We start from the raw sequence: 26,202 nt of genomic DNA on the forward strand, positions 1-26,202 counted from the left end.
GACCGCGTGCCCAGCCGAGACCGCCTGCCCGGCTGGCCGCTCTTGCGCCCGGCGGGGCTGGCGGGACGCGATTAGCCTCGCCGCTGTGACGCCTACCTCAGACCAGATCGATGCGCCCATCGTCGCCGTGACCGTCTATCCCGATCGGGCCCGGGTGACCCGACGCGGCACCGTCGCCCTGCCCGCCGGGCAGCACCGGGTACGCATCGGCCCGCTCCCCCTGGACCTGCATCGGGACTCGATCCGGGTCGGCGGGACCGGACCGGCCACCGTACTCGGGGTCGACGTGGTGACCCACCACCACGACCGCAGCCCCGATTCGGCCGTGGCCGAGCTGGAGGAGCAGCGGTGGACGGTGACAGTGGAGCTGACCGAGCTGGCCGACGCCGACGCCGTCGAGCGCCAGCGGGCCGAGTTCCTGGCCACGCTGGCGCAGCGGTCGGGTGGCACCTACGCCCGGGCGCTCGCCGCCGGGGACGCCACCCCGGCCGACGTCGGCGCGTTCGCCGACTCGGTGGCCGACCAGCTCGCCGAGTCGCGCGCCCGCCAGCGGGAGCTGACCCACCGCCGGAGACTGGCCGAGGAGCGGCTGGCGGCGATCGAGCGGCAGCTGGCGACGTTGACCGGCCGGCAGCGCCCGGACCGGCTGGCCGCCGAGGTCACTCTGGCGGTCGGTGCCGCCGACGCCGACGCCGCCGAGGTCCAGCTCGAACTGTCGTACGTGGTGAACGGTGCCGGCTGGCGCTCGTCGTACGACCTGCGCCTGGTCGAGGAGACGTTGACGCTCACCTGGTTCGGCCTGATCACCCAGCGCACCGGGGAGGACTGGCCGGAGTGTGAGCTGCAGTTGTCGACCGCGCGCCCGTCGGCGGCGGCGAACGTACCCGAGTTGGACCCGTGGTATCTCGACCGGTTCCGGCCGACCCCGCCCCCGCCGCCCCGGCAGTCCTTCGGGGCCATGCAGCCGCTGGCCATGCCGGTGGAGCCCGGCGGGGCTCCCGCCCCGGCTCCCGCGCCCGCCGCCGCGGCCCCTGCGCGTGCCCGGATGAAGGAGAGCGTCGCGACCGTCGAGCAGGGGGTGGCGGCGGCCACCTACCGGCCGGCGCGGCCGGTGGCCGTACCGGCGGACGGCAGTGCCCACCGGGCCACCGTCGCGGTGCTGGAGATGCCCACCAAGCTGGACTACCTGACCGCGCCGGTACGCGCCGAGGAGGCACACCTGCGGGCGACCGTGGTGAACGGCTCGACACACACGTTGCCGGCGGGGCCGGCGTCGGTGTTCCACGGCGGCGACTTCGTGGCCGCCACCAAGCTGCCGAGGTGGGCGCCGGGCGAGGAGGTCGAGCTGGCGCTGGGCCTGGACGACCGGGTACGCGTGGAGCGGGTGCTGGCCCGGCGCAGCGACACGAAGGCGACGCTGGGCTCGACCCGTCGCCGGGAGGTCGAGTACCGGATCACCGTGGCCAACCACACGCCTCGGGCGGCGGCGGTGACGGTGCTGGACCAGTTGCCGGTCTCCCGGGACGAGGGCGTGGTGGTGCGGGAACTGCGGCTGGAACCTTCGCCGACCGAGCGTGCTGACCTGGGACGGTTGAGCTGGCGGCTCCAGCTTGCGCCGGGGGAGTCCCGGGAGATCCACGTGGGACTGCGGGTGGAGCTGGCCAAGGGGGTCGAACTGGTCGGCTGGCGCGAGTGACGGACCGCCCCTCGGGGGTCGCCCAGGCCGGGCGGCACCCGAGGGGCGGATCAGCATTTCGTCGGTCGGTCAGACGGCGGCGGTGGCGAGCTGGGTTACCTTGATCTTGGCGACCAGCGCGTCGAGCAGCCCGCACAGCATGGTCTCGGTCGGCTCGTCCTGGATCGATCCGTCGGCGGTCAGCTTCTCGTGCGCGTTGGTGACGATGACCTCGGGTTTGGTCACCACGGCGGCGTCGACGCAGAGGCACAGCTGTCGCAGCTGGAGTTGGGCCCGTACGGTCCCCATGCCGGTCGGGGCGGCACCGGCGATGGCGATCGGCTTGTGTGCCAGCGGGGAGACCCACACCGAGACGGGGAAGGTGGGGCGGGAGGCCCAGTCGAGGGCGTTCTTGAGTACGCCGGGCACGCCGAAGTTGTACTCCGGGGTGGCGATGAACAGGCCGTCGGCGGCGGCGATCCGCTCCCGCAGGTCGACCACCGGGGCTGGCAGTGCGGTCTCCTGGTCCTGGTTGAACGGCGGGATCTCGGCCAGGCCGGTGTAGTGCTCGATGGTCAGCCCGGTCGGTGCCAGACGCTGGGCGGCCCGGATCAGGCCGGTGTTGAACGAGGCGTCCCGCAGGCTGCCGGAGATGGCCAGGACAGAGAAGTCGGACATGTGGATTTCCTTGCTTGGGTTGCCCGGGAAGCGTCCTCGGGTCAGTTGCGGCGAGGCGGGAAAGGTTCTCCCGACCCAATTGCGTGAGCTGGCCAATAGTAGAGCAACTAAATTATCTGGTCGCAAGTACCATGTCCCCCATGGCGCAGCACACAACTCCCACCGGCAGTTCGAGCGTGCTCGACCAGTGCACCCTCGCCGGTGACGTGGTGCACCGGATCATGCACATCGCCGGCGCGCTCCGGCACTACCAGGACACCGATCTCGCGCAGCTCGGGCTGACCCCGGCTGCCGCCCGCGCGCTGCACCAGCTCGACCCGGACCACCCGCTGCCCGCCCGCGACCTCGCCGAGCAGCTCGGCTGCGACCGCTCCAACGTCACCGCCCTGGTCGACAAGCTCGAACAGGCCGGTCTCGTGCAACGCCGTACCGACCCGGCGGACCGTCGACTCAAGACCCTGGTGGTCACCGACACCGGCCGGCGGGTTCGCGACGAGGTGCACCGCGTGCTGTCCGACTCGCGGCTGCTCAGCGGACTGACCCAGGCCGAGCTGACCACGCTGCGCGACCTGGTCTGGAAGGTCTCCGATGGTGGCTGTCCGGAGGAGTGCTGAGGCGCCCGACCGGCGCGACACGCGCCGCCCGAAACGTGTCGCACTGGTTGCCGATGGCCCGAGTGGGTAATGCTGTCCGACGTGACCACCCCTCAAGATCTCGACGAACGGTTCCGGGAGGCGGTCGGCGGTCTCCTCGTCCCGACCAACCGGCGCTCGCCGGACGGGCTGGTCCGCGACGACACCACACTCACCGGCGTCCGTGCGCTGGAACTCTTCGACGCCCAGTTGACCAGCCGGCACCTGGACCTCGCCGCGCGCTGGCTACGTAGCTTCGGTGAGGGATTCCACACCATCGGATCGTCCGGCCACGAGGGAAACGCGGCGGTGGCGGCGGCCGTACTGTCCACCGACCCGGCCCTGTTGCACTACCGCTCCGGCGGTTTCTACTGCGCTCGGGTGGCCCAGGCCGGCCCGCTCCCGGCCACCACCCCGGCTACGGCCGACGGCACCCTCCTGACCACCGCCCGGGTGAGGACCGGTGCGACCGCCGGCGACGACGATGCCGCCGCCGGAGGCGAGACGGACGCCGACCCGATCGCCACGGCCGCCCGGGACGTACTGCGGGGGGTGGTGGCCTCCGCCGTCGATCCGGCGGCCGGAGGGCGGCACAAGGTCTTCGGCAACGCCGACCTGGCCGTCATCCCCACCACCTCCACCATCGCCTCACACCTGCCCCGGGCGGTCGGCATCGGCTTCGCCATCGAACGGATGCGGCGGCAGTCCGCCATTCCGACCCAGTCCCCGGCCCGGTCGCGGCTCGGCGGACCGTCCCGGCCCGACACCGACGCGGGGTCGCCCTGGCCACCGGACGCGATCGTGGTCTGCTCGTTCGGCGACGCCTCGGTCAACCACGTCAGCGCCGTTGCCGCCTTCAACACCGCCGGTTGGTGCGACCACACCGGACTGCGGATCCCGGTGCTCTTCGTCTGCGAGGACAACGGGCTCGGCATCAGCGTCCGGTCCCCGGAAGGCTGGGTGGCCGCCACGCTCGGCGCGAAGCCGGGACTGCGGTACTTCTCCGCCGACGGCTGCGACCTGGCCCAGGCGTACGACGCGGCGAGTGAGGCCGCCTCCTGGGTGCGCCGGCATCGGCGGCCAGCCGTACTACACCTGTCGACCGTACGTCTGATGGGGCACGGCGGCGCGGACGCCGAACTGGCGTACCGGTCGGCGGGGGAGGTCGCCCAGGACCTGGAGCGGGATCCGATCATCGCCACCGCGCGGCTGTTGGTCGAGGCGGGACTGGCCACCCCGGACGAGTTGATCGCCCGCTACGACGAGGTTGGCTGGCAGGTCCGGAAGGTGGCCGAGGAGGTGCTCGGCGAACCGAAACTGGCCACCGCCGCCGACATCATGGCCCCGATCGCCCCCCGCCGCCCGGTACGGGTGTCCCGGGCCGTCACCGACGCCGGCTCCCGGGCCGCCGGTCCGGGAGCCGCCGCCCGTACCGCCGCGTTCGGAGGGAAACTGCCCGAGCAGGCGGGACCGCTCACCCTTGCGCAGACCATCAACGCGGCGCTGGCCGACGGACTGCTGGACCACCCGGAGATGACGATCTTCGGACAGGACGTCGCGGCCAAGGGCGGGCTGTACGGGGTGACCAAGGGCCTACGGCAGCGGTACGGTGCCTCCCGGGTCTTCGACACCCTGCTCGACGAGACCTCAGTGCTGGGCCTGGGGCTCGGTGCCGGACTGGCCGGCATGCTGCCGGTCCCGGAGATCCAGTACCTCGCCTATCTGCACAGCGCCGAGGACCAGCTGCGTGGGGAGGGGGCCACCCTGCGGTTCTTCTCCCGGGGAGCCTTCCGTAATCCGATGGTGGTCCGGGTGCCGGGGCTGGCCTACCAGGACGGGATCGGCGGGCACTTCCACAACGACAACTCGCTGGCCGTACTGCGGGATGTTCCCGGCCTGGTGCTCGCGGTGCCGGCGCGGGCCGAGGACGCCGCGCCGATGCTGCGCTCGTGCCTGGCCAGCGCTGCGGTGGACGGCAGCGTCTGCGTCTTCCTGGAGCCCATCGCGCTCTACCACACCCGGGATCTCTACCTGCCTGGTGACGACGAGTGGCTCTCTCCGTACGCCGGCCCGGGGGACTGGGGGAGCAGCCACGCGCCGATCGGCCGGGCCCGCAGCTACGGGGTCGGATCGGCCGAAGATGTCACGATCATCACTTTCGGTAATGGGGTGCGGATGTCGCTGCGCGCCGCCGGTGCCCTGGCCGAGGAGGGGATCGGTACCCGGGTGGTCGACCTGCGCTGGCTGGCACCACTACCCGTTGCCGACATCATCCGGGAGGCCTCCGCCACTGGTCGAGTGCTGGTAGCAGACGAGACGCGCCGGTCCGGCGGGGTGGGTGAGGGCATCGTGGCGGCGTTGGTGGATGCCGGATATGTGGGTGCTGTGCGGCGAGTTGCCTCGGTTGACTCTTTTGTCCCCCTTGGTCCTTCTGCGACCCAGGTGCTCCTCTCCGAGGATGCAATTACCCAGGGTGCCCGTACGCTGCTGGCACGGTAAATTCCGTTCCACTCGGTGTGCCACTTGCGCGCAGGGGCACAACTGTGTGGACTTTGCCCTATCGGTGTCAGACGACGCCGCTAGCAGTTGAGATGAGGAGGCACGCGACAGTGAGCGCGACCGCTGGTCAGGCCGCCGACGGAGTACGGAGCCTGGCGGACCGGTTCGGCATCGAGCCGGGGATGGTCGTCATGGAGATGGGGTACGACGACGACGTCGACCAGGATCTCCGTGACGCCCTGACCGATCGCTGTGGGGAGCTGGTCGACGAAGACACCGACGAGGTCGTCGATTCGGTGCTGGTCTGGTATCGGGACGGCGACGGTGATCTCTTCGAGCTCCTCGTGGATGCTCTCGGCCCGCTGGCCGACAACGGCGTGGTGTGGCTGCTGACGCCCAAGGCCGGGCGCGACGGGCACGTCGAGCCGAGCGAGATCAGCGAATCGGCGCCGACCGCCGGCCTTCAGCAGACGTCCACCATCAACGCCGGTAAGGACTGGAGCGGTGCCCGCCTCGTCCTGCGCCGGGGGGCGAAGACCAAGAAGTAGGGGCCACCCACAGGCACCGGGTGGGTGGGCCGGACGCCTGTGGCACCCTGGGGTGCCACCGTGACTATCCAAGGAGCTTGCATGCCGATCGAGGTTGGCGCCGAGGCGCCGGACTTCGTACTCAAGGACCAGAACAACCAGGAGGTCCGGCTCTCGGACTACCGTGGGCAGCGCACCGTGCTGCTGGTCTTCTATCCGCTGGCGTTCACCGGGATCTGCCAGGGTGAGCTGTGCGAGGTGCGGGACAACCTCAACGAGTACGTCAACGACGATGTCCAGGTGCTGACGGTCAGCGTGGACTCGGTCTACAGCCACAAGATCTGGGCCGAAAAGGAAGGCTTCCAGTTCCCGCTGCTGGCCGACTTCTGGCCGCACGGTGCCGTGGCACAGGCGTACGGCGTGTTCAACGACGTCGCCGGCATCGCCAACCGGGGCACGTTCGTCATCGACAAGGCTGGCGTGGTTCGGTTCGCCGAGATGAACATGCCGGGCGAGGCCCGCGACCAGGAAGGCTGGCGTAAGGCGCTGGCCGAGGCGGCGGCTGCCTGATCCGAGCTTTGCCGGGTCGCCGAATCGTGGCCGATCTTGGAAGTTTCTCCGTGCTTCCGGCCCGGGAAACTTCCAAGATCGTTGCCTGCGCGACGGAGATCCGGATGGCAAGGTAAGCTAACCGCCGCCGGTACGTCGCAGTGGCGTCTCCGGGCGCGTAGCTCAGTGGGAGAGCACTCGCCTTACAAGCGAGGGGTCGCAGGTTCGAAACCTGCCGCGCCCACCCATCACCACCAGTGGAAACCGCCCCAGAACGATCAGGCCCCGGGGCGGGTCAGGGTGATCTTCACATCTGAATGCCGGGCGATGGCCTGAACGACGTGCGGCGGTACGCCCGGCATGGTGGAGCACCACGCCGCGCGCATCGGCGGGTGTCACCGCCGGCGGCATCCAGCGCCGGGCGGCATCCACCACCGTCACAGTCATGCCATCCCGGCGCGATGTCACTTCAGGCGGGAACGTTGAAATCTCCCACGCTATATCAGGTCTGTCGATTGCTACGGTGGACGCCGGCCGAGGCTGACGGAGGACTCGATGCCAGGGGGTGGCATCGGCTGCGTCGTCCACCGGCAAAGTCGTGCCGGTGTCCTGTTTGCGAGGCTGGGGCGGCGTGCTCTGCCCTTCAGTCTTGGTGATCAGGACTTCATGGACGTAACCGCTCGGTTTTAGCGTCCATGGCGTCCTGATCATCTCGTCGGGGCGGAGTGAGTTCGTCGATTGCCGGGCAGCAGCGCCGGGCGCACGGTGGGCGGATGCCTCATCTCGGCGAGAGTATCGACTTTGCCGAGGCCCTGACTCGATGCCCCGGCGGGCGATGCGGGATTGGGTTCCGCGCCGGCGCAGCATGGATCGCAGGTGCGGGAAGTCGTATGCGTTGTCTGCGTTTAGCTTGTCGAGGCGGCGGAACGCATCGCCAGACACCTGTCCAGCTTGCTAGACTGCTGTTATCCATCGAACTAGACTTAACACTGTGAAGCGGGTTGACCTCATTTCCGTGATTAGCAAAGCCGCCGCCGACGCGGGATGCGAGTTCACGCTCGTCCGCGAAGGCGGCAGGCACACGGTGTACCGCTACGGTTCGCAACAGTTCACCGTGCCACGCCACAAGGAGATCAACGAGTTGACCGCGCGGGCGATCCTGCGCAGCCTCGGCATCAGGTAGAAGGGACTGCCAGCCGATGATTACGTACACCGCTGCATGTAAACGCGCCGGTAACTGGTGGGCCATAACCGTGCCTGAGATCCCAGGTGTTTTTACCCAGGCGCGCCGATTGGACCAGGTAGAGGTGATGACTCGCGATGCCATCGCCATGTTCCTTGACGTGGCACCCAAGAGCTTCGATGTAGAGGTCCGACCGGAAGTGCCTCCGATTGTCGCTACAGCACGTAAGGCGCGAGCCAAGCTGGTTGAGGTCGAGAAGTCCGCAGAGGAGGCGACCGTCGAAGCAGCAAGGGAACTGTTGGCGGAGGGTTACACGGTGCGTGACGCGGGCAAGTTGCTTGGGATCTCTGCACAGCGGGTATCCCAGTTGACGGCAACCTCAAAAAGCGAGCAGCAGACGACGTCACGACATCTTGGCAAGAAGTCAAAGCCGACTACGAGCGGCCAGCAGGCAGCAGCCTGACCGCGCACAACCAGGGGCACCGTGACCAGGTGTGCAGGCCGTTGACCTTGGCCCAGGCCAGCGCCGCAGCGAGTTCCCAAGCTGACAGGTCAAGCGGAGTACGACAGTGGCCGGGTCGATTGCGGTGGCCCGGTACAGCCAGCCCTCCCACGTGCTGACGTACGCGCAGACACCTGGGACATGATTCACGTCGCACCCCGGGTGTCTGTGTTCGCTGTTCGTGTTACTTCCCGACGGGGCTGTCCGTGCAGCCCGTGTGACACTGGGTGCACTCGCCTCGCACCTCGCCCACGGTGGCGGATCGATCTCATGCCGGCGGCGAGGATTACGGCGACGGCACGGGACAGGGGCCCGCTCCGTATCAGTTCGATGGTGCCGCCTATCCGACTGGCAGGTCCGCTTAGCGCGGAGCCAGTCGGCCGGCAGTTGCACTTATGTCAGTTCGGCGCCAACTCGCGTCAACTGGTCATGATCGGCATCATGGTTCGGTACCCGCGCCCAGCCCTTCTCCTGGTGATGGATGCCGGTGGACCTCCGTGGACAGGGCGTCATGGAACTCACAAGCGAGGGGTCGCAGGTTCGAAACCTGCCGCGCCCACCCAGCACCACCTGCGGAAACCGCCCCAGAAAGATCACATCCCGGGGCGGTGAGAGCAACCTCGCTCACCCTACGGTGAAGCCGCCGTGCCTGAAGGTCTCCCTCAGCCAGTCGAGCCAGGACACCCACAGGTCATCCCCCTCCAACTCGGCGCGCAGGCTCGGTGATGAAGCCTGGTAGAGGTTCAGCGCTTGCTCGATCTCGCTCCTACCTACCAGCCAGGGGCCGTTACTCGTCAACTTGAACTCTGGGATGCCAACCATCCCAGCGACCGTCTGGGCCGACGCCGCCCGTTCTGCCTCGTGGTAGGTGTCACGCCGACTCTGATCGGCGGATCGCCAGTCGTCGGTGTCATCGAACGGCCACTCCGGGAAGGGCTGCGGGGTTGCCTGGTAGGTCATGCCCGCGCGGCGCATGCCGCCACGGCAGAAGGCCATGCCGGCGATGTTCAGATGGAATTGATAGGCAGCCGCAAGCGAGTGGTATTTGTCCGTGCATGGTCGGCACAGATCCCCGAGTTCGAGGTGCGCTTGGTAGCACGAGCGAGCAGTCGCAGCAGGTTCGGGCAGATCAACCCACTCAAAGCTGTAACCCATGAGACCTCATTCCAGTGAGGAACGCATCCGCACAAATCAGGAGTCCATCAAACTGGGCGGTCCCCACACCCCTCGACGTACCGCGCGTGACCCTTTCCGGTGCGGTAGGTCAGGAACACCCCGACCTGGCGGTTCTCGGTTCGCCCGGCGGTTGCGGAGTGCTGACAATGCCCTCCGGCCGACCGCACGCCTTCTGGCGATCGTCAAAGAGCAGCAAGGAGGCCGGAAAGGTGGTCGTCAGTCGCCGGACCAGCCCCAGAAGTAGATCTCCTCGGGCTGGCCGGTGATGTCGTGCAGGACCGCGCACCGGCCGAACCAGCGGCGCTCGGCCAACCCGTCAATAGCCTTCACGTGCTCGCGGGTCAACACCTCGGTCCCCGCACAGCGCTGGGCCTCCTCGGCGGTCACTGGCTGCACCGTGCCGTAGTCGGGCTCCTCGCCCTCGGCGACCACGTGGAACATGTCCAGGATGGAGTGCGTGCCGGACTCCCGGACCCACTCGTCGTCGTATAGCTCGTCCAGCGTCTGCGGACGGTTGGGGTAGTCGCTCGCCGGGGTGCCAATCTCACCACGGACCCACCAGTAGTCCCCGTCCGCGAACACCCGCGCCCGCAGGTCGTCAAGGGCCTCCTGCACATCGGGCCTATAGGTGACGAAGTAGCTCCAGCCGGAGGCACCCACGCTTGCCCCTTCCACGATTGACGGCAGACGGAGGCTAACGGACCCCACCGACAGCCACCGATTCCGTCCCGAAGCCCAGTCCAGCCCCGCAACGCTGACAGCATCAGGGCCCAGACGTGGAAGCCGCGCTCACCCCCTGGCCAGCATAGGAACGGCCGCCCGGCTGGCTGCCGGCCCGCTTCGTCACAGTTTGTCGTGTGCTGCTCGGTGACTGACAGGTCCGCTCAGGGTAAAGCCATTCGGCAGGGGTGGCGCTCACGCCAGCTCGGCGCTCACTGCGCGGGCCGTGCGGCGGCCGTGCTCGGTCATGTGGGGAAAGGTGTGGCTGCGTACGGTCGATGTGGCAGGCATCAGCAGCCATTGCCGCGGCGGACGGAGGCACGGACACCGCCGCGAACCAAGCTGGTCGCCGCCGGGCGAGGGCAGGGTCATGACGGCGGGTCAGTTGGCCCCTGCGGGGGCGTACGTAGCTCCGGCAGCCAGAGTCGGCCCTGCTGCGCACGTGACTCGCCGACGACTGGTCGCTTGGCGACACCACGACGTGCGGATGTGGGGGTGGCGGTGGATCTATATCGTTGTGCGGCATGGGTGCAATCAAACCGTGGCAGCTACTGGTCACTGGCATCTGTTGCCTGTTGCCGGTGGTAGCTGCGGTCGTCGGAGGGGTGTGGGCCATCCGCCGGGAGAAGTAGTGCCAGGCGGGAACGCCGAGGCCGATTCAGTCCTTCATCTTCACCGTGACAGTAGCGGTGTCGGACTTGCCGTTGTCGGCGAGCTGGTAGACGAAGGTGTCGGCGAGCTTGTGCGCCGCGGTGCGGACGTACTTCACCTCGTACCGGGGATCGGCCGTGCTGAGGTAGCCGTACTGCGGTGGGGTGACGATGGTGAGCGTGGCGGTGGTGCTGGCCCAGTCGTTGACGCGTACCTTGATCACCTTAGGGGTGTTGCGGTAGGCGTGGGCCAAGTCGTCGTTGGTCACCGGACCGGTTACGAACCTACCGTCGCCCCCGCCGAAGTAGGTCGTCACCGTGCCGAGCCTGGTCGCCCGGATGTCGAGGTGGCCGTCCCGGTTGGCGTCGAGCGTGGTCACGGTCGGGAAGTTCGAGTTTCCGTCGAGCGTCACCCGCCGCCCGTCGGAGAGCATTACCAGCAGCCGCGATGGCGTGTCCGGGTCGCCGCAGCTGTCCAGCGTGCTGACCACGATGTCGGTCCCGCCGTCGTGGTTGAAATCGGCTAGCGCGATGTGGATGGCGACGGTGCAGGTGCCATGCGGACCGATGGCCAGGGTGCCGTCTGGCAGGTTGCGAAAGGTACGGAGTCCCCAGCCGCCGGTGACCACGATGTCAAGCAGCCCGTCGCCGTCGAGGTCGGCGAGTTCCAGGCGGGAGCTGTGGTTGTAGAACCCGCTACCCACGGTGGTGAACGGTAGGAAGCTCCGTAGTGCGAACAACTGGTAGCCGAGGAGACGAGGTGTGTTGGCCCAGCCGAGCACCAACTCGGCCTCGCCATCGCCGCCCAGGTCGACCACGATGCCAACGTCGGGACATGAGTGTTGCCAGAGGGCGGGCGGTTGGTACGAGTGGGTCACGGGCGGATGGTGGCTGCCTGCCGGGTCACCCGCCTCGACGATGATCAGGCAGTCGATGTCGCCGGCGGCGAGGCTGATCCGGTCGTTGTGGCCGTCCCCGTCAAGATCGCCGTAGAACGGCTCGCCGGGCTGTTGGTTGGCAACTCTGTTCCTGTCGGACGCCTCGCGCGTCGCCGCACCGGCTGGGAAGGCGACGCCGATGCAGATTGCCGAGGCGGTGAGGGCTGCCGCAACGGTCCGTCTGGTCCACATGATCTGCCTCCCTGCGCCGAGAAGTGCTCAAGTTCGAGCTGAGGCTAGTGGACCGGATGGAACAGCGCGCCTTGCCTGACTGTGATCTGACAGCTACTGCAAGTGTTCAATCGGTCGAGGGGAACTGTGATTGTCGTCAGCGCCGACGGCGCGCGGAGAGGATTCCGCCGAGCTTGCTCTCCGGTGAGCTGAGGGTCGTCTGCGCCTCCACCGCGAAGCCGGCCTCCTCCAGCCACGCCGCCATCTGGGCGGGCTGGCGACGATGCACGTGGACCTTCATGGGATGGCCGCCGTAGCCCTGCGTCTTCAGCTGCGAGTCGCTGCCGACGTGGAAGGCGAGCAGCAGCGGACCATCGGGCCGTAGGACCCGGTGGAAGTGCGCCAGGACTCCGGCGATTTCGTCGTCCGGGATGTGGATCAGTGAGTACCAGGCGACCAGGCCCGTCACCGAGCCGGCGGCGAGGCCGAGAGCCGTCATGGAGCCCACGGCGAACCGGAGGCCGGGGTGGTCCCGGTGCGCGATCTTGATCATCGCAGGCGACAGGTCGATTCCGAAGGCGTCCACGCCGTACTGCTGCAGGTGGGCGGTGATCCGTCCCGGGCCGCATCCGACGTCCGCGACGGGCCCGCCGCCGGCGGCGCGTACGAAGTCGGCGAACAAGGCGAGAGCTGCCCGCTCGTATGGCGTCTCGTCCAGAAGGTGGCGTACCAGCCCGGCGTAGCTCTCGGCGACGGTGTCGTAGGAGTGCCGAGTATTCGTCAGCCAGTCTGTGGATGCCATGCCCGGCGACGCTACCGCAGTGGTCGTCCGGCGCCACCGCCGGTTTGTGTGCATCGCCCACCGGGGGTTGGGCCGTGCTCTGTCCGGACCCGTCACGGGAATGCACATCCGCGAGTTTCGTGGCAACCGTTTCGTGTCAAAGTGGTCGTGGGTAGCGACCGTTGGTGCATGTCTGACGTGGCTAGGGGTAGCTGCCCCTGGTGATTGACTGGAAGAGCCTCTTCGTTCCGGACACTCCACTGCTGGAGATGGTCGTCCGCGGCAGCATCATGTACCTGGCGATCTTCTTTCTCCTGCGGGTGCTGTTGAAGCGGGAGAGCGGCACCACCGGCGTCACCGATCTTCTGGTCATCGTGTTGATCGCCGACGCTGCCCAGAACGGCATGGCGAACGACTACACCTCCATCGCCGACGGGATCGTCCTGGTCGTGGTGATCATCGGGTGGGCGTACCTGCTGGATCTTCTCGCGTACCACTGGCCGCCCGCCGCCCGACTGATCCGTCCCGGGTCGCTGATATTGGTACGGGACGGGCGCATGTTGCACCGCAACATGCGCCGGGAACTGATCACCGAGGAGGAGTTGTTCACGCAGCTTCGGGAACAGGGCATCGACGATCTGGAGACGGTCAAGGAGGTCCGGATGGAGTCGGACGGCCGGTTCAGCGTGATCACCCGCAGTGGCGACCAGCCACGCAACAACCCCGACGAACGGTCCGTGACCTGAGACGCTCGCCGCGACCGACAGTTGCGGCAGGACAGCGCACCTCGGCTGAACTCTATGATCGACTCATGGCGCTGCTGCACCGGGCGGAACTACGCCCCACAAAGCTTGAACTGCTGGCGACCTGGTTGCCCGGTCAGGACTGGTACCAGGAGTCGGCCTCCGGTGAGCCGGTCCGGGTGGCGGCGTACCGGTTCGACGACCCGGCAGGTGAGGTGGGGATCGAGACGGTGCTCGTACAGGCGGGTGACGGGCCGATCCACCAGGTGCCGATGACCTATCGCGGTGCGCCGCTGGAGGAGGCTGACGGCTGGCTGATCGGCACCACGGACCATTCGGTGCTCGGCCCTCGCTGGGTGTACGACGCATGCGGCGACCCGGTCTACGTCGCCGCGCTGGCCAGCGCACTCTTTGCTGGCACCGGTCAGGCCGATGAGTTCATCGAGATCGATGGCCAGCTCGAACGCCGCGAGCGCAGCATGACGATCACCGTCAGCGGCGTGCCTCGTGCCGACATTCCCACCGTTGGTGCGCTTCGTCGGGTCACGGCCGGCGACCCGACGCGGATCGAGACAGGTTCTGTCGAGCTGGCCGTACTCCGCCGCCTCGACGGTAGTCGCGAGCCGAATGTCGATGCCACCCTGACCGGTTCCTGGGCGGGCCAGCCAACCCCGCTGTCCCTGGTGTACGCCTCCGTGCGCTGATCGGTGTCGTCAGCAGCCCTGGGCCGTCACCTCGGTCGGCGTACGGCTGATCAGGAGTCGGTCCAGCACCACCAGCGGGACGATGCCGACGGGATACCAGACGATGTCGGTCAGGTCGAACTGCACCCCCAGCACGAGCCGGGCCAGCAGGCTGCGCTCCGACAGTGCGGCCGGGATGCCGGTCAGCTGGGAGAACTCGACCAGCCAGCAGAAGCCGACGGCGATCACCCCGGCCGGTAGCGGGGACATCCGCGGCCGCAGGAACAGCACCCCGGCGTAGACCATCGAGGCGTAGAGGGCGGTGCCGGAGTACTGCGCCAGCAGGCCGTCGCTTTCCAGGGTGCCGCTGGTCAGGGCGCGGATGCCGAGCGCGACGGCCAGGAAGAGGGCCGCCGAGGCGAGCGCAAGGAGTCGGACCGACAGCGGCTTGATCGACATTCCCGCCATGCTAGCGTCTGTCGATTCACGCCCACGCACTCCTGAGCGTGCGCGACATCGGGTTACCGATGTGTGGCAGCCGCGAGGAGGCGTCGTGTCGACTCGTCGAAGGCGACCATGCGCACTTTTTCGACGTCGGTACGCGTCGATATGATCGTGGAGATCGCGATCTTTGCTGCCTGATCGGGCGGGAACCCGTAGACGCCGGTTGCGATGGCGGGAAAGGCCACACTGCGAGCCCTCAGTTCGTCGGCGACCGCAAGGCTGCGCCGATAGCACGAGGCCAGAATCTCGGCCTCGCCGTACCCACCCCCTTCCCAAACCGGGCCGACGGTGTGAATGACGTGCCGTATCGGAGGATGGAGGTCGAAGGCCGGCGTCGCCATGGCGTTACCCGGCTCGCACGGGGCGATCGCCGCACCCGCCTCGGCCAGTCGCGGGCCGGCCGCCCGGTGGATGGCGCCGTCGACCCCGCCCCCGCCCAGCAGCGACTCGTTGGCGGCGGTGACGATGGCGTCCACGTTCTCGCTGGTGATGTCCCCAAGCACGACTTCGATCGCGGGCATGGCTCCATGATGTCAAGTCGACGTTCCTGCGGTGGGGCAGTCCGGTCGCGTTATGGACATTCATCGATTGCTCTGTCAGGCTCCGTGGCCTGACCATCCCGGCACGACGACCTGGAGGATCGATGCGTACCACCATCATTCGCGTGATCACGGCGGCGGCGCTCGGCGCGGCCGTCCTCAGCGGCACGGCGGTCCTGGCCGAGCCGCAGTCCGGTGCCAGCCACACCGCATGGCCGCCGGACTGGCACGTGTGGGGCTCCTTCGCCACGTCCGAGGAGTGTCGGGCGGCAGCGCCGGCCATCGCGGCGGAGGAGGGCTGGCAGGCGTACACCTGTAGCGGCAGGACCCTGGTCTACACCTACTAGCCGCGCTGGGGCCGCATCCGTGGATGCGACCCCCGTCCCCCAGCACCTGCCCGACCACCGGCCGGTGGTCGGGCAACCCCGATCACTCCAACGCGCCCGCGCCGAGCAGCCCCTTGATCTCGGACCGGAAGCTGATGTCCGGGCTGACACTGTGCCCGCCCAGGGACAGCATGGTGACCTTTCCGCCCCGGCTGCGCAGCCGTACGTGCAGTGGGGCGGCCCCCTCGTGGCGCTCGACGATGCTGCGCAGCTCGGCGGCCAACGCGGTGTTGACCTTCTCGGTCTGCATGGTGAGCACCACCGGCGGGTTTGCCGCCAGGTCCTGTTCGCTGATCTCCAGGACCGCCATGTCGGTGGCGGCGACGTTACGGGTGTCCTCCCGCTGGTTGATCCGGCCCTTGACCGCGACCACCGCGTCCTCGACGATCGAATCGGCCAGCAGTTCGTAGGTGGCGGGGAAGAACAGCACCTCCACCGAGCCGGCCAAATCCTCCAGGGTGGCGACCGCCCAGACCTTCCCGGCCTTGGTCATCCGCCGCTGGACGCCGGTGAGCAGGCCGGCAATCTGCACCGTCGCCCCGTCGGAGAGCTGCTCGCTGTCGGCCACCGCCGCCGTCGAGGTTTCGCTGTTCTTCGCCAGCACCCGTTCCGCCCCGGCCAGCGGATGGCTGGAGACGTACAGGCCGAGCATTTCCCGTTCGAGGGCGAGCAGTTCGCGGCGCGGCCACTCCTGGTCGCTGATGGTGAAGTCCAGCCCCACCATGCCGTCCGACTGGTCGGTGTCGAACCCGTCGCCGAAGAGGTCGAACTGGCCCTCGGTCTCCTTGCGCTTGATCGGTACGACTGCGTCGATCGCGTCGCTGTGCCGTTCGAGCAGCCCACGGCGGGTGTGGTTGAGCGAGTCGAACGCGCCCGCCTTGATCAGCGATTCCACTACCCGCTTGTTGCAGACGGTGAGTTCGCTCTTGCTGAGGAAGTCGGCGAACGACTCGTAGCGGCCCTTCGTCTTTCGGCTGGTGACGATCGATTCGACCACGTTCGCGCCGACGTTGCGGACCCCGCCCAGACCGAACCGGATGTCCTCGCCGACGGCGGCGAACCGCAAATGTGACTCGTTGACGTCCGGCGACAGCACCTTGATGCCCATCGCCCGACACTCGGCCAGATAGACCGCCGACTTGTCCTTGTTGTCGCCGACGGAGGTCAACAGGGCGGCCATGTACTCGGCCGGATAGTTGGCCTTCAGGTACGCCGTCCAGTACGACACCAGGGCGTACGCGGCGGCGTGCGACTTGTTGAACGCGTACCCGGCGAACGGCAGGATGGTGTCCCACAGCGCCCGAACGGCCTGGTCGGAGAAGCCCTGGTCCCGCATGCCGGCCTGGAAGCCCTCGAACTCCTTGGCCAGCACCTCGGGCTTCTTCTTGCCCATCGCCTTCCGGAGCACGTCTGCGCGGCCCATCGTGTAGCCGGCGACCTTCTGGGCGATGAACATGATCTGCTCTTGGTAGACGATCAGACCGTAGGTCTCGGAGAGGATGTCCCGCAGCGGTTCCTCCAGCTCCGGATGGATCGACTTGATCTCCTGCCGGCCGTTCTTCCGGTCCGCGTAGTCGTTGTGCGCGTTGACGCCCATCGGACCGGGTCGGTAGAGCGCGCCGACGGCGATGATGTCCTCGAACGTGGTGGGCCGCATCCGGCGCAGCAGTTCCCGCATCGGCCCACCGTCGAGCTGGAACACGCCGAGGGTGGCACCCCGGGCCAGTAGCTCGTAGGTCACCGGGTCGTCGGTGGTGAGCCGGTCGAGGTCGATGTCCAGGCCACGGTTGATGCGTACGTTGTCGATCGCGTCGCCCATGACGGTCAGGTTCCGCAGCCCGAGGAAGTCCATCTTCAGCAGGCCGACGGCCTCGCAGGACGGATAGTCCCAACCGGTGATGATCGACCCGTCGTCCCGGGCCCAGAGCGGAACGCTCTCCACCAGCGGTGAGCTGGACAGGATGACCGCGCAGGCGTGCACACCGGCCTGCCGGATCAGCCCCTCCAGACCTCGGGCGGTCTCGAAGACCGTGCTGATCTCGGATTCCTCCTCGATCAGCTTCCGGATCTCGGTGGCTTCCTTGTAGCGGGGATGGCCCGGGTCGACGATGCCCTTGAGCGGGATGTCGGAACCGAGGACCGCCGGCGGCATGGCCTTGGTGATCCGGTCACCCAACGCGTACGGGTAGCCGAGCACCCGGGTCGCGTCCTTGATCGCGGCCTTCGCCTTGATCGTCCCGTAGGTGATGACCTGGGCCACCCGGTCGTCGCCGTACTTCTCGGTGGCGTAGCGGACCATCTCCCCGCGCCGCCGGTCGTCGAAGTCGATGTCGATGTCGGGCATCGAGGCGCGCTCGGGGTTGAGGAACCGCTCGAACAGCAGGCCGTGCCGGATCGGGTCGATGTTGGTGATGCCCAGGACGTACGCGACCAGGCTGCCGGCGGCCGACCCGCGGCCGGGACCGACCCGGATGCCGATCTCCCGAGCGTGCCGGACCAGGTCGCCGACGACCAGGAAGTACGCCGGGAAGCCCTTGGTGGTGATGACTTCCAGCTCGTACTTCAGCCGCTCCGGGTAGCCGTCGGGGATGCCTTCCGGGAACCGGCGCCGCATGCCGGCCTCGGTTTCGAGGCGTAGCCAACTTTCCTGGGTGTGCCCCTCCGGCACGTCGAAGACCGGCATCCGGTCGACGAGGTCGAACACCTCGGCGTACGACTCGACCCGCTCGGCGATGAGCAGGGTGTTGTCGCAGGCCCCCGGCAGCACGCTGTCCCAGGTGGTCCGCATCTCCTCGGCGGCCTGGAGGTAGTAGGTGTCGCCGTCGAACTTGAACCGGTTGGGGTCGTTCATGGTCGACCCGGACTGGACGCAGAGCAGCACCTCGTGCCGGCGCGCCTCGTCCCGGGTGACGTAGTGCGAGTCGTTGGTGGCGACCGGGGGGATGTTGAGCCGTCGGCCGATTTCGAGCAGGTCCTCCCGGATCCGGCGCTCGATGTCGAGGCCGTGGTCCATGACCTCCAGGAAGAAGTTCTCCTTGCCGAAGATGTCCTGGTATGTGCTGGCGGCCTTCAGGGCCTCGTCGAACTGGCCGAGCCGAAGTCGGGTCTGCACCTCGCCCGACGGGCAACCCGTGGTGGCGATCACGCCCTCGGCGTGACTCGCGATCAGGTCGCGGTCCATCCGGGGCTTGCGGTAGTAGCCGGTGAGGCTCGCGTCGGTGGAGAGCTTGAACAGGTTTCGCAGCCCGGTCGCGTTGGCGGCCCACATGGTCATGTGGGTGTAGGCGCCACCACCGGCCAGGTCGTCGCGACGCTGCTCCGGCGTACCCCAGAAGACCGCCTTCTTGAAGGTCCGGTCGCCCGGGGCGAGGTACGCCTCGATCCCGAGGATCGGCTTCACTCCGGCGTCCTTGGCGGTGCTGTAGAAGCTGTACGCCCCGAACATGTTGCCGTGGTCGGTCATGGCCAGGGCGGTCTGCCCCAGCCGGGCCGCCTCGGCGAAGAGCGGCTTGTGCTGCGCCGCCCCGTCCAGCATTGAGTACTCAGTGTGCGTGTGTAGGTGTACGACCTGGTCAGGCACGCCCTGACTCCCCCTCGCGCCGCAAGATCGAACAGTTCTCCAGACGAGCCTATCGGGGGTACTTGGGTGGGCCTGCGGAGGCTCGCCGGGGTGTGAAACGCGTCCGATGGAGGCGGTTTCGAGGGGCTACGGTTTGCCGCCAGCTGATCGCTCTCAGTCGATCTAGCTGCTCGGGGTGAAAGGCGGCGGTCATACCTCCGGTCGCGGAGCAGCGTTGTTGGTTTCCGGACTGACCAGGCCGCTCCGGTAGGCGGCGACGACCGCCTGAACCCGGTCGCGCAGCCCGAGTTTGGCCAGGATCCGGGCGATATGGGTCTTGACCGTCGCCTCGGACAGGTGCAACGTGTCGGCGAGTTCGGCGTTGCTGAGCCCCTGGGCCAGATGACGCAGGACGTCGAGTTCGCGTGGCGTCAGATTGTTCAAGCCGCCGTACGTGGTGGTGGTCTCCGGTGTGCGGTCGACGAAGCGTTCGACGAGCCGGCGGGTGATGGCCGGGGCGAGGAGGGCGTCGCCGACGCGCACGAGCCGTACGGTCGCGGTGAGCTGTTCCGGCGTGACGTCCTTGAGGAGGAACCCGCTGGCCCCGGCGGTCAGGGCGGCGTAGACGTAGCGGTCCAGGTCGAACGTGGTGAGCATGATGATCCGCGTGGTGCGCTGCGGGTCGTCGGCAAGGATGCGGCGGGTGGCTTCCAACCCATCCATCTCCGGCATGCGGATGTCCATGAGGACCACATCCGGCCGGGTACGGCGGACGGCGTCGACCGCTTCGGTTCCGTTGGCGGCTTCGGCGACCACGTCGATGCCGTCCTCGGCGAGGATCAGGCGGAAGCCGGTACGGACCAGCGCCTGGTCGTCGGCGATGACGACCCGCAGCGGATCGGTCACGTGATCTCCAAGGGGATGCGGGCCTGCACACGGTAGCCACCGGTGGGGCGATGGGTGACGTCGAGGTGCCCGCCGTAGAGGGCGAGGCGCTCGTGTAGGCCGATGAGGCCCCGCCCGTTGCCGGTGGCAGCCGACGGGGTCGAGGTACCGCCGGTGTTGGTGACCTCGATGGACAACTCGTCGAAGGCGTAGGTGATGGTGACGGTCGCGTGGGAGCCGGCGGCGTGTTTGACGGTGTTGGTCAGTGCCTCCTGGACGACGCGGTAGGCGGTCAGGTCGACACCGGGTGGCACCGGTCGCACCTGCCCGGCCACGGTCAGCCGCACCGCTATGCCGGCGTCGCGTACCCGGGCGACGAGTTCGTCGAGCTGGTCGAGGCCCGGTTGGGGGGCCAGATCGGCGTCCTCGCCGTCCATGGTGAGCAGGCCCATGACGTGCCGCAGTTCGGTCATTGCGGCCCGGCCGCCGGACTCGACGGCCAGCAGCGCTTCGCGGGCCCGTTCGGGATTCCGGTCCATGATCTTTCGGGCGGCGCCGGCCTGGATGACCATCATGCTGACGTTGTGTGTGACGACGTCGTGTAGTTCGCGGGCGATGCGGGCGCGTTCGAGTTCGGTGGCGCGGCGGACGGCTTCGGCCTGCTCGCGTTCGAGGGCTTCGACCCGGGCACGGCCGTCGTCGGTGCGCTGTCGCCAGGTGCGCAGCCCGTTGGCGGCCACGGTGATGGGCAGCAGGACGAGCAGCGGCACGTACCGGTTGGGCACGGTCGGCAAGCCGGCCCCGGTGAGCGACCCGGCGGCCAGGACCATGACCGGCATGCTCACCAGCGTGGCGATGCGGTAGGGGCTGTACGCGGCGGCGCTGTACGCGGCGATGACGCAGGCGTAGAACGTCAGCCGCGGCGCGGCCTCCGGGGTCAGCACCGCCGCGATGATCGCCACCCAGAGCACGCCGAGTGGGTAGCGGCGACGTAGTGCCAGCGGTATCGAGGCGAACAGCACCAGGGCCACCGCGAACGTCACGTAACCGAGGTCGGGCGGGTCGGCTGGCGCCAGCAGCGTCGGGTCGGGAGGCTGGTCGGCCGGCACCGACAGTGGCGGGTCGAACGGTTCGGCAGGGCCATCGGAATGGGATCCGGAGATGTTGCCGGTGAGGGCGTAGTGGACCAGGCCGAACGTGATGAACCCGGCGAGGAGGACGTCGAAGACCCAGTTACGTAGCGAGGGGCGCGGCAGTGGGCCCGAGACGCGTCTCAGTGCCCGCGTCCACCTCCAGCGATCGAGCACTGCCATCGCATTCGTCACGTGATCATTCTGGTCGACGCCCCACCGGGGCAGCATCGCTCCTGCGCCGGGGTGAGCTACATCGTCCGGCTAGGCCAAAAGGATGAGTCGTGGTCGCCTCGCCCGGGATAGGTAGCGAAGATGCCTCGCCGGGCCGACGCGTCGGTCACCGTGATCGACCTACCGTCATGGCGCCAGGAAGCGATCATGAACGGAGCCCCCATGACAAGCCCGGTAATCGAGCTGTGCGACGTGACCCGCGCCTACGACGAGGGGCCGCCCGCGTTGTCGCAGACGTCGCTGACCGTGCGCCATGGTGAGGCGGTGGCGATCCTCGGCCCGTCGGGCAGTGGCAAGTCCACCCTGCTGAACCTGATCGCCGGACTCGACCGACCAGACTCGGGAACCGTCACGGTCAACGGAACCCGGGTCGACCAGCTCGGCGAGGCGGGCGCGGCGAAATACCGTCGCGAATCGGTCGGCATGGTCTTCCAGTTCTTCAACCTTCTCGACGATCTGACCGTCGCCGACAACGTGGTGCTGCCCGCCCAGTTGGCGGGGATGCAGCGTGCGGCGGCCCACCGGCGCGCTGCCGAACTCCTGGAAGCCCTGGGCATCGCCCGGCACGCTCGCGCCTATCCCGGACGGTTGTCAGGCGGGCAACGCCAGCGCGTCGCCGTCGCCCGGGCGTTGATGAACCGGCCGCCGCTGCTGCTGGCTGACGAACCGACCGGCGCGCTCGACCGCACCTCCGGCGAGGACGTCGCCGGGCTGCTGCGCGAACTCAATGCCGACGGGCAGACCATCGTCGTGGTCACCCACGACCTCGCCCTGGCCCAGTCGTGCACGTCCCGGACGGTTGAACTGGTCGACGGACGCATCATCGCCGACCTGGCAGTCGCCCGATGAGCGCCGTCGGGCTCGTACTACGCGCGGGCGTACGCAAGCGCCGCGTGCAAACCATCGTGATCGGGCTCGCGACGTTGATGGCGGTCACCGCATCGGTCCTCGGCGGCGCCCTGCTGGTGGTGTCGAGTGCACCCTTCGACACTGCGTTCACCCAACAGAACGGAGCGCACCTGAGCGCCACCTTCGACCCGGCGCTGGTCACCCCCGACCAGCTGACCTCCTCCCAGGCGGACGGTGTCACCGCAACGGCCGGGCCCTACCCGACGGTCACGGTCACGGTCACCCCGCAGATCGGCGGCGCCGGGAGTCTGCCGCTGAACCTGGTCGGCCGGGACACCCCGAACGCGACCGTCGACCAGCTCACCCTCGCCGAAGGCGAATGGGCGGACGCCCCCGGCGAAGTCGTACTGTCAGCCTCGGACTGGTTCGAGCCGCTGGGCATGAAGCTGGTCCTGGCCGACCTGCCGGGCAGCCCCACCCTCACCGTGGTCGGCACCACCCGGTCGGCCAGCCAGACCGCCGACGGCTGGGTCAGCAGCGCACAGGTCAGCGCCCTCACCGGGTCGGGCGGGCCAGACGGATACCAGATGCTCTACCGGCTCGCCACCCCCGACACGACCACCACGATCGACGCCGCCCGGACGGCGGTGTCCGCGGGCCTGCCCGCCAAGGCGATGGTCGGATCGCAGTCCTGGCTCGACGTCAAACGGGTCGCCGAGCAGGAAACCGCGATCTATGTTCCGTTCCTCATGGCGTTCGGCATCCTCGGCCTGGTCATGTCGGTGCTGATCGTCGGCAACGTCGTCGCCGCGGCCGTCGGCTCGGGCACCCACCGCATCGGCGTACTCAAAGCCGTCGGCTTCACCCCCGCCCAGGTCATGCGCACCTACCTTGGCCAAGTGCTGGTCCCCGCCGCCGTCGGCACCGCCGTCGGCATGCTCGCCGGGCATCTGCTCGCCATCCCCATCCTGGCCGAGACGAGCGACGCGTACGGCTCGGCGACCCTGACCGTCCCGCTGTGGATCGACGTCGTCGTCGCCGCCGGCGTCCTCGGGCTGGTAGCCGTGACCGCCTGGGCCGCGTCGTGGCGAGCCGGCCGGCTGCGCACCATCGACGCACTCGCCGTTGGCCGCACACCGCAGGCCGGGCGTGGGCAGACGATTGCCCGACTGACCGCCCGGCTGCCGCTGTCCCGGCCGATCACGCTCGGTCTGGCGCGACCCTTCGCCCGGCCGGTACGCACTCTTTCCATGATCGTCGCCGTCGTGTTCGGTGCCACCGCCGTCACCTTCGCCGTCGGGCTGGCCGCCTCACTCAACGAAGTCCTGGTCGCCCGCCGGCACAACACCGCCGACGTTACGGTGGCCGCCATCCCGCCTGCTGTCGGACCGGACGGCCGACCCGACGGCCCGCCACCGAAGCTGCCCGCCGACAGTTCGGCGATCACCGCCGCGATCCACGCACAGCCGGGTACGAAGTACAGCCTCGCCTCCGCTTCGGTGACCGTCGCCGGAATGAGCGGCATCACCAAGCTCAACGCGTTCACCGGTGACGCCAGGCGGGGCGGCTACCGCATGATCGAGGGTGAATGGTTCGACGCGCCCGGCGAAGCCGTCGCGCCCACCGGGTTCCTGACCACCACCGGCCGAAAGATCGGCGACTCGGTGACCCTGAACGTCGGAGGCCAGCACGTCACCCTGCGCCTCGTCGGCGAAGTCTTCGACATCACCAACGACGGCATGAGCATCTACACCGATGCCAACAACCTCACCACGCCGGTACCGGTCACCATCATCAAGATCTCGCTCACGCCAGGGACCGACACCACCGCCTACGCCAACGCGCTCGAACCGGCACTCCAGCCACTGGGCGCCACCACCAATGCCTCGACCGCCGTGGGTGGCGACATGATCGTCGTGCTCAACGGCCTCACCGCGATCCTCACGCTGATGCTGGTCACCGTTGCCGGCCTCGGCGTACTCAACACGGTCCTGCTCGACACCCGGGAACGAGTCCGCGACATCGGTATCCACAAGGCGATCGGCATGACACCCCGGCAGACGATCACGAGTGTCCTGTCCTCGGTCGCCGTCAACGGTCTGATCGGCGGCGCGAGCGGAGTAGCGGCCGGCATGATCATGCACCGCGCGGTCGTACCCGCGATGGGCGACGCCGCCGGCCTTCGCCTGCCGCAGATCGCCCTTGACGTGTACGCGGCACCGACCGTGGCCCTGCTCGGATTGGGCGGCCTGGTCATCGCACTCGCCGGTGCTCTGCCACCCGCCGCCTGGGCGGCCCGGATCCGCACCACCACGGCGCTTCGAGCCGAATGACGAGGTGACCGCGGCGCGACCCGGAACAGGATCGCGCCGCGCCATCCCCGGGCGACACGTGCCGGGAAACATCGCGCGGTCCGTAGTCGCCTGCCGGTCCAAGCCCAAGGTTGATGGCTGCCTAACTCCTGGCTGACATTCAGGCGGCATCCAACCGGGCCGGCAGGCATGGCGGCGTACTGAGCGGGTAGACCCGACCTTTACTCACCTCGGGGGGTGACATGGCGGGTGCCGCTGGGCCGACGATCGGGGTGCTCGGGTCGTACGGGGGACGGAACCTCGGCGACGAGGCGATCCTGACCGGGCTCCTGGCCGATCTGCGGGCCCGCCGGCCGGACGCCCAACTGCTGGTCTTCTCCCGTAACCCGGAGCACACCCGGGTCGCGCATCCCGGCGTACGGGTCGCGCCGTGGGACGGGGTGAGCCGTACCGACTCGGCGGAGGTCCTGGCCGGGCTGGACCTGCTGATCCTCGGCGGTGGCGGAATCCTCTACGACAGTGAGGCCCGCCGGTACCTCCGGCTGGTCCTGGCCGCCCAGGAGCGCGGGTTGCCGGTCCTGACGTACGCGGTGGGAGTCGGGCCGCTGACCGAGCCGGTGGACTGTTCGATGGTCCAGGCCGCGTTGACCGCCGCGATCGAGGTGACCGTCCGGGACGAGGAGTCCCGCCTGGTGCTGGAGGAGTCCGGGGTCACTCGACCGGTCACCGTCACCGCCGACCCGGCGCTGCTGCTGGAGCCGGAGGAGTTTGGCGTGTCGCTGCTGCGGGAGGAGGGCATCCCGCCGGGCAGTCGTCTGGTCGGCATCAGCGTCCGAGAGCCGGGCCGGGCGGCCGAACACCTCGACGTCGGTGGGTATCACCGGCTGCTCGCGCAGGTCGGTGACTTCCTGGTGAACCGGCTCGACGCCAGTGTGCTGTTCGTTCCGATGGAACGTGACGACATCCGGCACGCGCACGGCGTGTTGTCGCACATGACCGCAGCCGAACGGGGACGCATCCTGCACGGTGCCTATCGGCCCCGGCAACTGCTGGGGCTCATGCCGCACTTCGACATGGTGGTCGGGATGCGACTGCACTTCCTGATCTTCGCGGCGCTCTCCGGAATCCCGTTCCTGCCGTTGCCGTACGCGGGGAAGGTCTTCGACTTCGCGCAGCGGATCGGGATGCCGGCGCTGCGCGGCGTGGAGCGGGAGGTGGAGGGCCCGCTGCTGGCGGAGGTCGACCGGCTCTGGGACGAGCGGGATTCCCGGGTCTCGGACATCCGTCGCCGGGTGGTGTCGCTGCGCGAGCGGGCCGCGAACACCGGCCAGATCATCGACCCGCTGCTGCGGAACCTCACCGCCGGTGGTAGCCCCGGTTGAGTAACCCCGGTTGGCCGGGACCGACGGATCCTGACCGGGACCGGCCTGACGGATTCTGACCCGGACCGCCTGACGGATCCTGACCGGGACCGCCCGACGGATCAGACCGCCGGTCCTCGGAATTCGTACTGCCAGGGCGGGTCGCCGCCGTCCGTTGTCTCCAGTTCGTAGATCTCGCTGTCGGTGAGTCCACCGGCCCCGACGTGGTGGTGGGTGAGGGGCGGACGGCCGTTCGGGTCCAGCTCGACGGTGACCGTCTCGCCGTCGGCGGCCCCGCCGACCAGGGGAATCTCCGCGCTGGGTGCCATCACCTCA

Annotated in this window: 24 protein-coding genes and 1 tRNA gene; 14 read left to right on the forward strand and 11 right to left on the reverse strand. The window is 68.6% G+C overall.

The window, feature by feature from the left end; translation table 11 throughout:
- The first annotated feature begins 85 nt into the window (after window positions 1-85).
- Window positions 86-1,696 (forward strand): mucoidy inhibitor MuiA family protein, encoded by a 1,611-nt coding sequence (locus FHR38_RS22940; protein ID WP_312882353.1) that lies wholly within the window; start codon window positions 86-88, stop codon window positions 1,694-1,696.
- A 69-nt stretch (window positions 1,697-1,765) separates the two neighbouring features.
- Here the strand turns inward: FHR38_RS22940 and FHR38_RS22945 are convergent, their stop codons facing one another.
- Window positions 1,766-2,353, reverse strand: coding sequence for an NADPH-dependent FMN reductase (locus FHR38_RS22945; RefSeq protein WP_184536612.1), 588 nt, complete (start codon window positions 2,351-2,353; stop codon window positions 1,766-1,768).
- A gap of 140 nt (window positions 2,354-2,493) precedes the next feature.
- Here FHR38_RS22945 and FHR38_RS22950 point away from each other — a divergent pair, with 140 nt between their 5' ends.
- From FHR38_RS22950 to FHR38_RS22980, 7 genes are all read left to right on the forward strand, one after another.
- Window positions 2,494-2,967, forward strand: coding sequence for a MarR family winged helix-turn-helix transcriptional regulator (locus tag FHR38_RS22950; RefSeq protein ID WP_184536613.1), 474 nt, complete (start codon window positions 2,494-2,496; stop codon window positions 2,965-2,967).
- 168 nt (window positions 2,968-3,135) lie between these two features.
- The gene (locus tag FHR38_RS22955) at window positions 3,136-5,484 is read left to right on the forward strand and encodes a transketolase C-terminal domain-containing protein (RefSeq protein ID WP_376771493.1); all 2,349 of its coding nucleotides are present in this window, start codon (window positions 3,136-3,138) and stop codon (window positions 5,482-5,484) included.
- A gap of 110 nt (window positions 5,485-5,594) precedes the next feature.
- Entirely contained in the window at window positions 5,595-6,032 is a 438-nt protein-coding gene (locus tag FHR38_RS22960) for a DUF3052 domain-containing protein (RefSeq protein WP_184536615.1), read from the forward strand.
- A gap of 81 nt (window positions 6,033-6,113) precedes the next feature.
- Window positions 6,114-6,581, forward strand: a complete 468-nt coding sequence (locus FHR38_RS22965; RefSeq protein ID WP_184536616.1) for a peroxiredoxin — start codon at window positions 6,114-6,116, stop codon at window positions 6,579-6,581.
- Between the two features lie 151 nt (window positions 6,582-6,732).
- Window positions 6,733-6,804, forward strand: a tRNA-Val gene (locus FHR38_RS22970).
- A gap of 747 nt (window positions 6,805-7,551) precedes the next feature.
- A complete protein-coding gene (locus tag FHR38_RS32455) occupies window positions 7,552-7,743 on the forward strand; it encodes a type II toxin-antitoxin system HicA family toxin (protein ID WP_184536617.1) in 192 nt (63 codons plus the stop codon).
- A gap of 16 nt (window positions 7,744-7,759) precedes the next feature.
- The gene (locus FHR38_RS22980) at window positions 7,760-8,206 is read left to right on the forward strand and encodes an XRE family transcriptional regulator (RefSeq protein ID WP_184536618.1); all 447 of its coding nucleotides are present in this window, start codon (window positions 7,760-7,762) and stop codon (window positions 8,204-8,206) included.
- A gap of 663 nt (window positions 8,207-8,869) precedes the next feature.
- On the opposite strand, the gene FHR38_RS32460 is transcribed toward FHR38_RS22980, so the two are convergent.
- The 4 genes from FHR38_RS32460 to FHR38_RS23000 form a co-directional block, all read right to left on the reverse strand.
- Entirely contained in the window at window positions 8,870-9,400 is a 531-nt protein-coding gene (locus tag FHR38_RS32460) for a hypothetical protein (protein ID WP_246446701.1), read from the reverse strand.
- A gap of 237 nt (window positions 9,401-9,637) precedes the next feature.
- Entirely contained in the window at window positions 9,638-10,081 is a 444-nt protein-coding gene (locus tag FHR38_RS22990; RefSeq protein WP_184536619.1) for a hypothetical protein, read from the reverse strand.
- 718 nt (window positions 10,082-10,799) lie between these two features.
- Window positions 10,800-11,921, reverse strand: coding sequence for an FG-GAP repeat domain-containing protein (locus FHR38_RS22995; RefSeq protein ID WP_184536620.1), 1,122 nt, complete (start codon window positions 11,919-11,921; stop codon window positions 10,800-10,802).
- Between the two features lie 136 nt (window positions 11,922-12,057).
- Window positions 12,058-12,702, reverse strand: a complete 645-nt coding sequence (locus tag FHR38_RS23000) for a class I SAM-dependent methyltransferase (RefSeq protein ID WP_184536621.1) — start codon at window positions 12,700-12,702, stop codon at window positions 12,058-12,060.
- A 248-nt stretch (window positions 12,703-12,950) separates the two neighbouring features.
- Here FHR38_RS23000 and FHR38_RS23005 point away from each other — a divergent pair, with 248 nt between their 5' ends.
- Together FHR38_RS23005 and FHR38_RS23010 are read left to right on the forward strand one after the other, a co-directional pair.
- The gene (locus tag FHR38_RS23005; protein WP_221449969.1) at window positions 12,951-13,427 is read left to right on the forward strand and encodes a DUF421 domain-containing protein; all 477 of its coding nucleotides are present in this window, start codon (window positions 12,951-12,953) and stop codon (window positions 13,425-13,427) included.
- A 65-nt stretch (window positions 13,428-13,492) separates the two neighbouring features.
- Window positions 13,493-14,128 carry a CG0192-related protein gene (locus FHR38_RS23010; protein WP_184536623.1) on the forward strand — a complete coding sequence of 212 codons (636 nt, stop codon included), beginning with the start codon at window positions 13,493-13,495 and terminating at the stop codon, window positions 14,126-14,128.
- 9 nt (window positions 14,129-14,137) lie between these two features.
- On the opposite strand, the gene FHR38_RS23015 is transcribed toward FHR38_RS23010, so the two are convergent.
- Both FHR38_RS23015 and FHR38_RS23020 read right to left on the reverse strand, forming a co-directional pair.
- Window positions 14,138-14,566: a ribosomal maturation YjgA family protein gene (locus tag FHR38_RS23015; protein WP_184536624.1), complete on the reverse strand. Its 429-nt coding sequence runs from the start codon at window positions 14,564-14,566 to the stop codon at window positions 14,138-14,140.
- 62 nt (window positions 14,567-14,628) lie between these two features.
- On the reverse strand, window positions 14,629-15,132 hold the full coding sequence (locus FHR38_RS23020; protein ID WP_184536625.1) for an O-acetyl-ADP-ribose deacetylase: 504 nt from the start codon (window positions 15,130-15,132) through the stop codon (window positions 14,629-14,631).
- 122 nt (window positions 15,133-15,254) lie between these two features.
- On the opposite strand from FHR38_RS23020, the gene FHR38_RS23025 reads away from it, so the two are divergent.
- Window positions 15,255-15,497, forward strand: coding sequence for a hypothetical protein (locus tag FHR38_RS23025; RefSeq protein WP_184536626.1), 243 nt, complete (start codon window positions 15,255-15,257; stop codon window positions 15,495-15,497).
- Between the two features lie 82 nt (window positions 15,498-15,579).
- Here the strand turns inward: FHR38_RS23025 and dnaE are convergent, their stop codons facing one another.
- From dnaE to FHR38_RS23040, 3 genes are all read right to left on the reverse strand, one after another.
- Complete coding sequence (gene dnaE, locus FHR38_RS23030) at window positions 15,580-19,116, reverse strand: DNA polymerase III subunit alpha (protein WP_184536627.1); 3,537 nt, start codon at window positions 19,114-19,116, stop codon at window positions 15,580-15,582.
- A 189-nt stretch (window positions 19,117-19,305) separates the two neighbouring features.
- Window positions 19,306-20,001 (reverse strand): response regulator, encoded by a 696-nt coding sequence (locus FHR38_RS23035; RefSeq protein ID WP_184536628.1) that lies wholly within the window; start codon window positions 19,999-20,001, stop codon window positions 19,306-19,308.
- Window positions 19,998-21,305 (reverse strand): sensor histidine kinase, encoded by a 1,308-nt coding sequence (locus FHR38_RS23040; RefSeq protein WP_312882355.1) that lies wholly within the window; start codon window positions 21,303-21,305, stop codon window positions 19,998-20,000. The genes FHR38_RS23035 and FHR38_RS23040 overlap by 4 nt, the downstream gene beginning before the upstream one ends.
- 201 nt (window positions 21,306-21,506) lie before the next feature.
- Here FHR38_RS23040 and FHR38_RS23045 point away from each other — a divergent pair, with 201 nt between their 5' ends.
- From FHR38_RS23045 to FHR38_RS23055, 3 genes are all read left to right on the forward strand, one after another.
- A complete protein-coding gene (locus FHR38_RS23045) occupies window positions 21,507-22,193 on the forward strand; it encodes an ABC transporter ATP-binding protein (protein ID WP_184536629.1) in 687 nt (228 codons plus the stop codon).
- Window positions 22,190-24,526 (forward strand): ABC transporter permease, encoded by a 2,337-nt coding sequence (locus FHR38_RS23050; RefSeq protein ID WP_184536630.1) that lies wholly within the window; start codon window positions 22,190-22,192, stop codon window positions 24,524-24,526. The genes FHR38_RS23045 and FHR38_RS23050 overlap by 4 nt, the downstream gene beginning before the upstream one ends.
- Window positions 24,527-24,747: 221 nt before the next feature.
- Complete coding sequence (locus tag FHR38_RS23055; protein WP_184536631.1) at window positions 24,748-25,887, forward strand: polysaccharide pyruvyl transferase family protein; 1,140 nt, start codon at window positions 24,748-24,750, stop codon at window positions 25,885-25,887.
- Window positions 25,888-25,988: 101 nt separating this feature from the next.
- Here the strand turns inward: FHR38_RS23055 and FHR38_RS23060 are convergent, their stop codons facing one another.
- On the reverse strand, window positions 25,989-26,195 hold the full coding sequence (locus tag FHR38_RS23060; RefSeq protein WP_184536632.1) for a DUF8847 domain-containing protein: 207 nt from the start codon (window positions 26,193-26,195) through the stop codon (window positions 25,989-25,991).
- Window positions 26,196-26,202: the final 7 nt, after the last annotated feature.

This window comes from Micromonospora polyrhachis, from assembly GCF_014203835.1.
Lineage (GTDB): Bacteria > Actinomycetota > Actinomycetes > Mycobacteriales > Micromonosporaceae > Micromonospora_H > Micromonospora_H polyrhachis.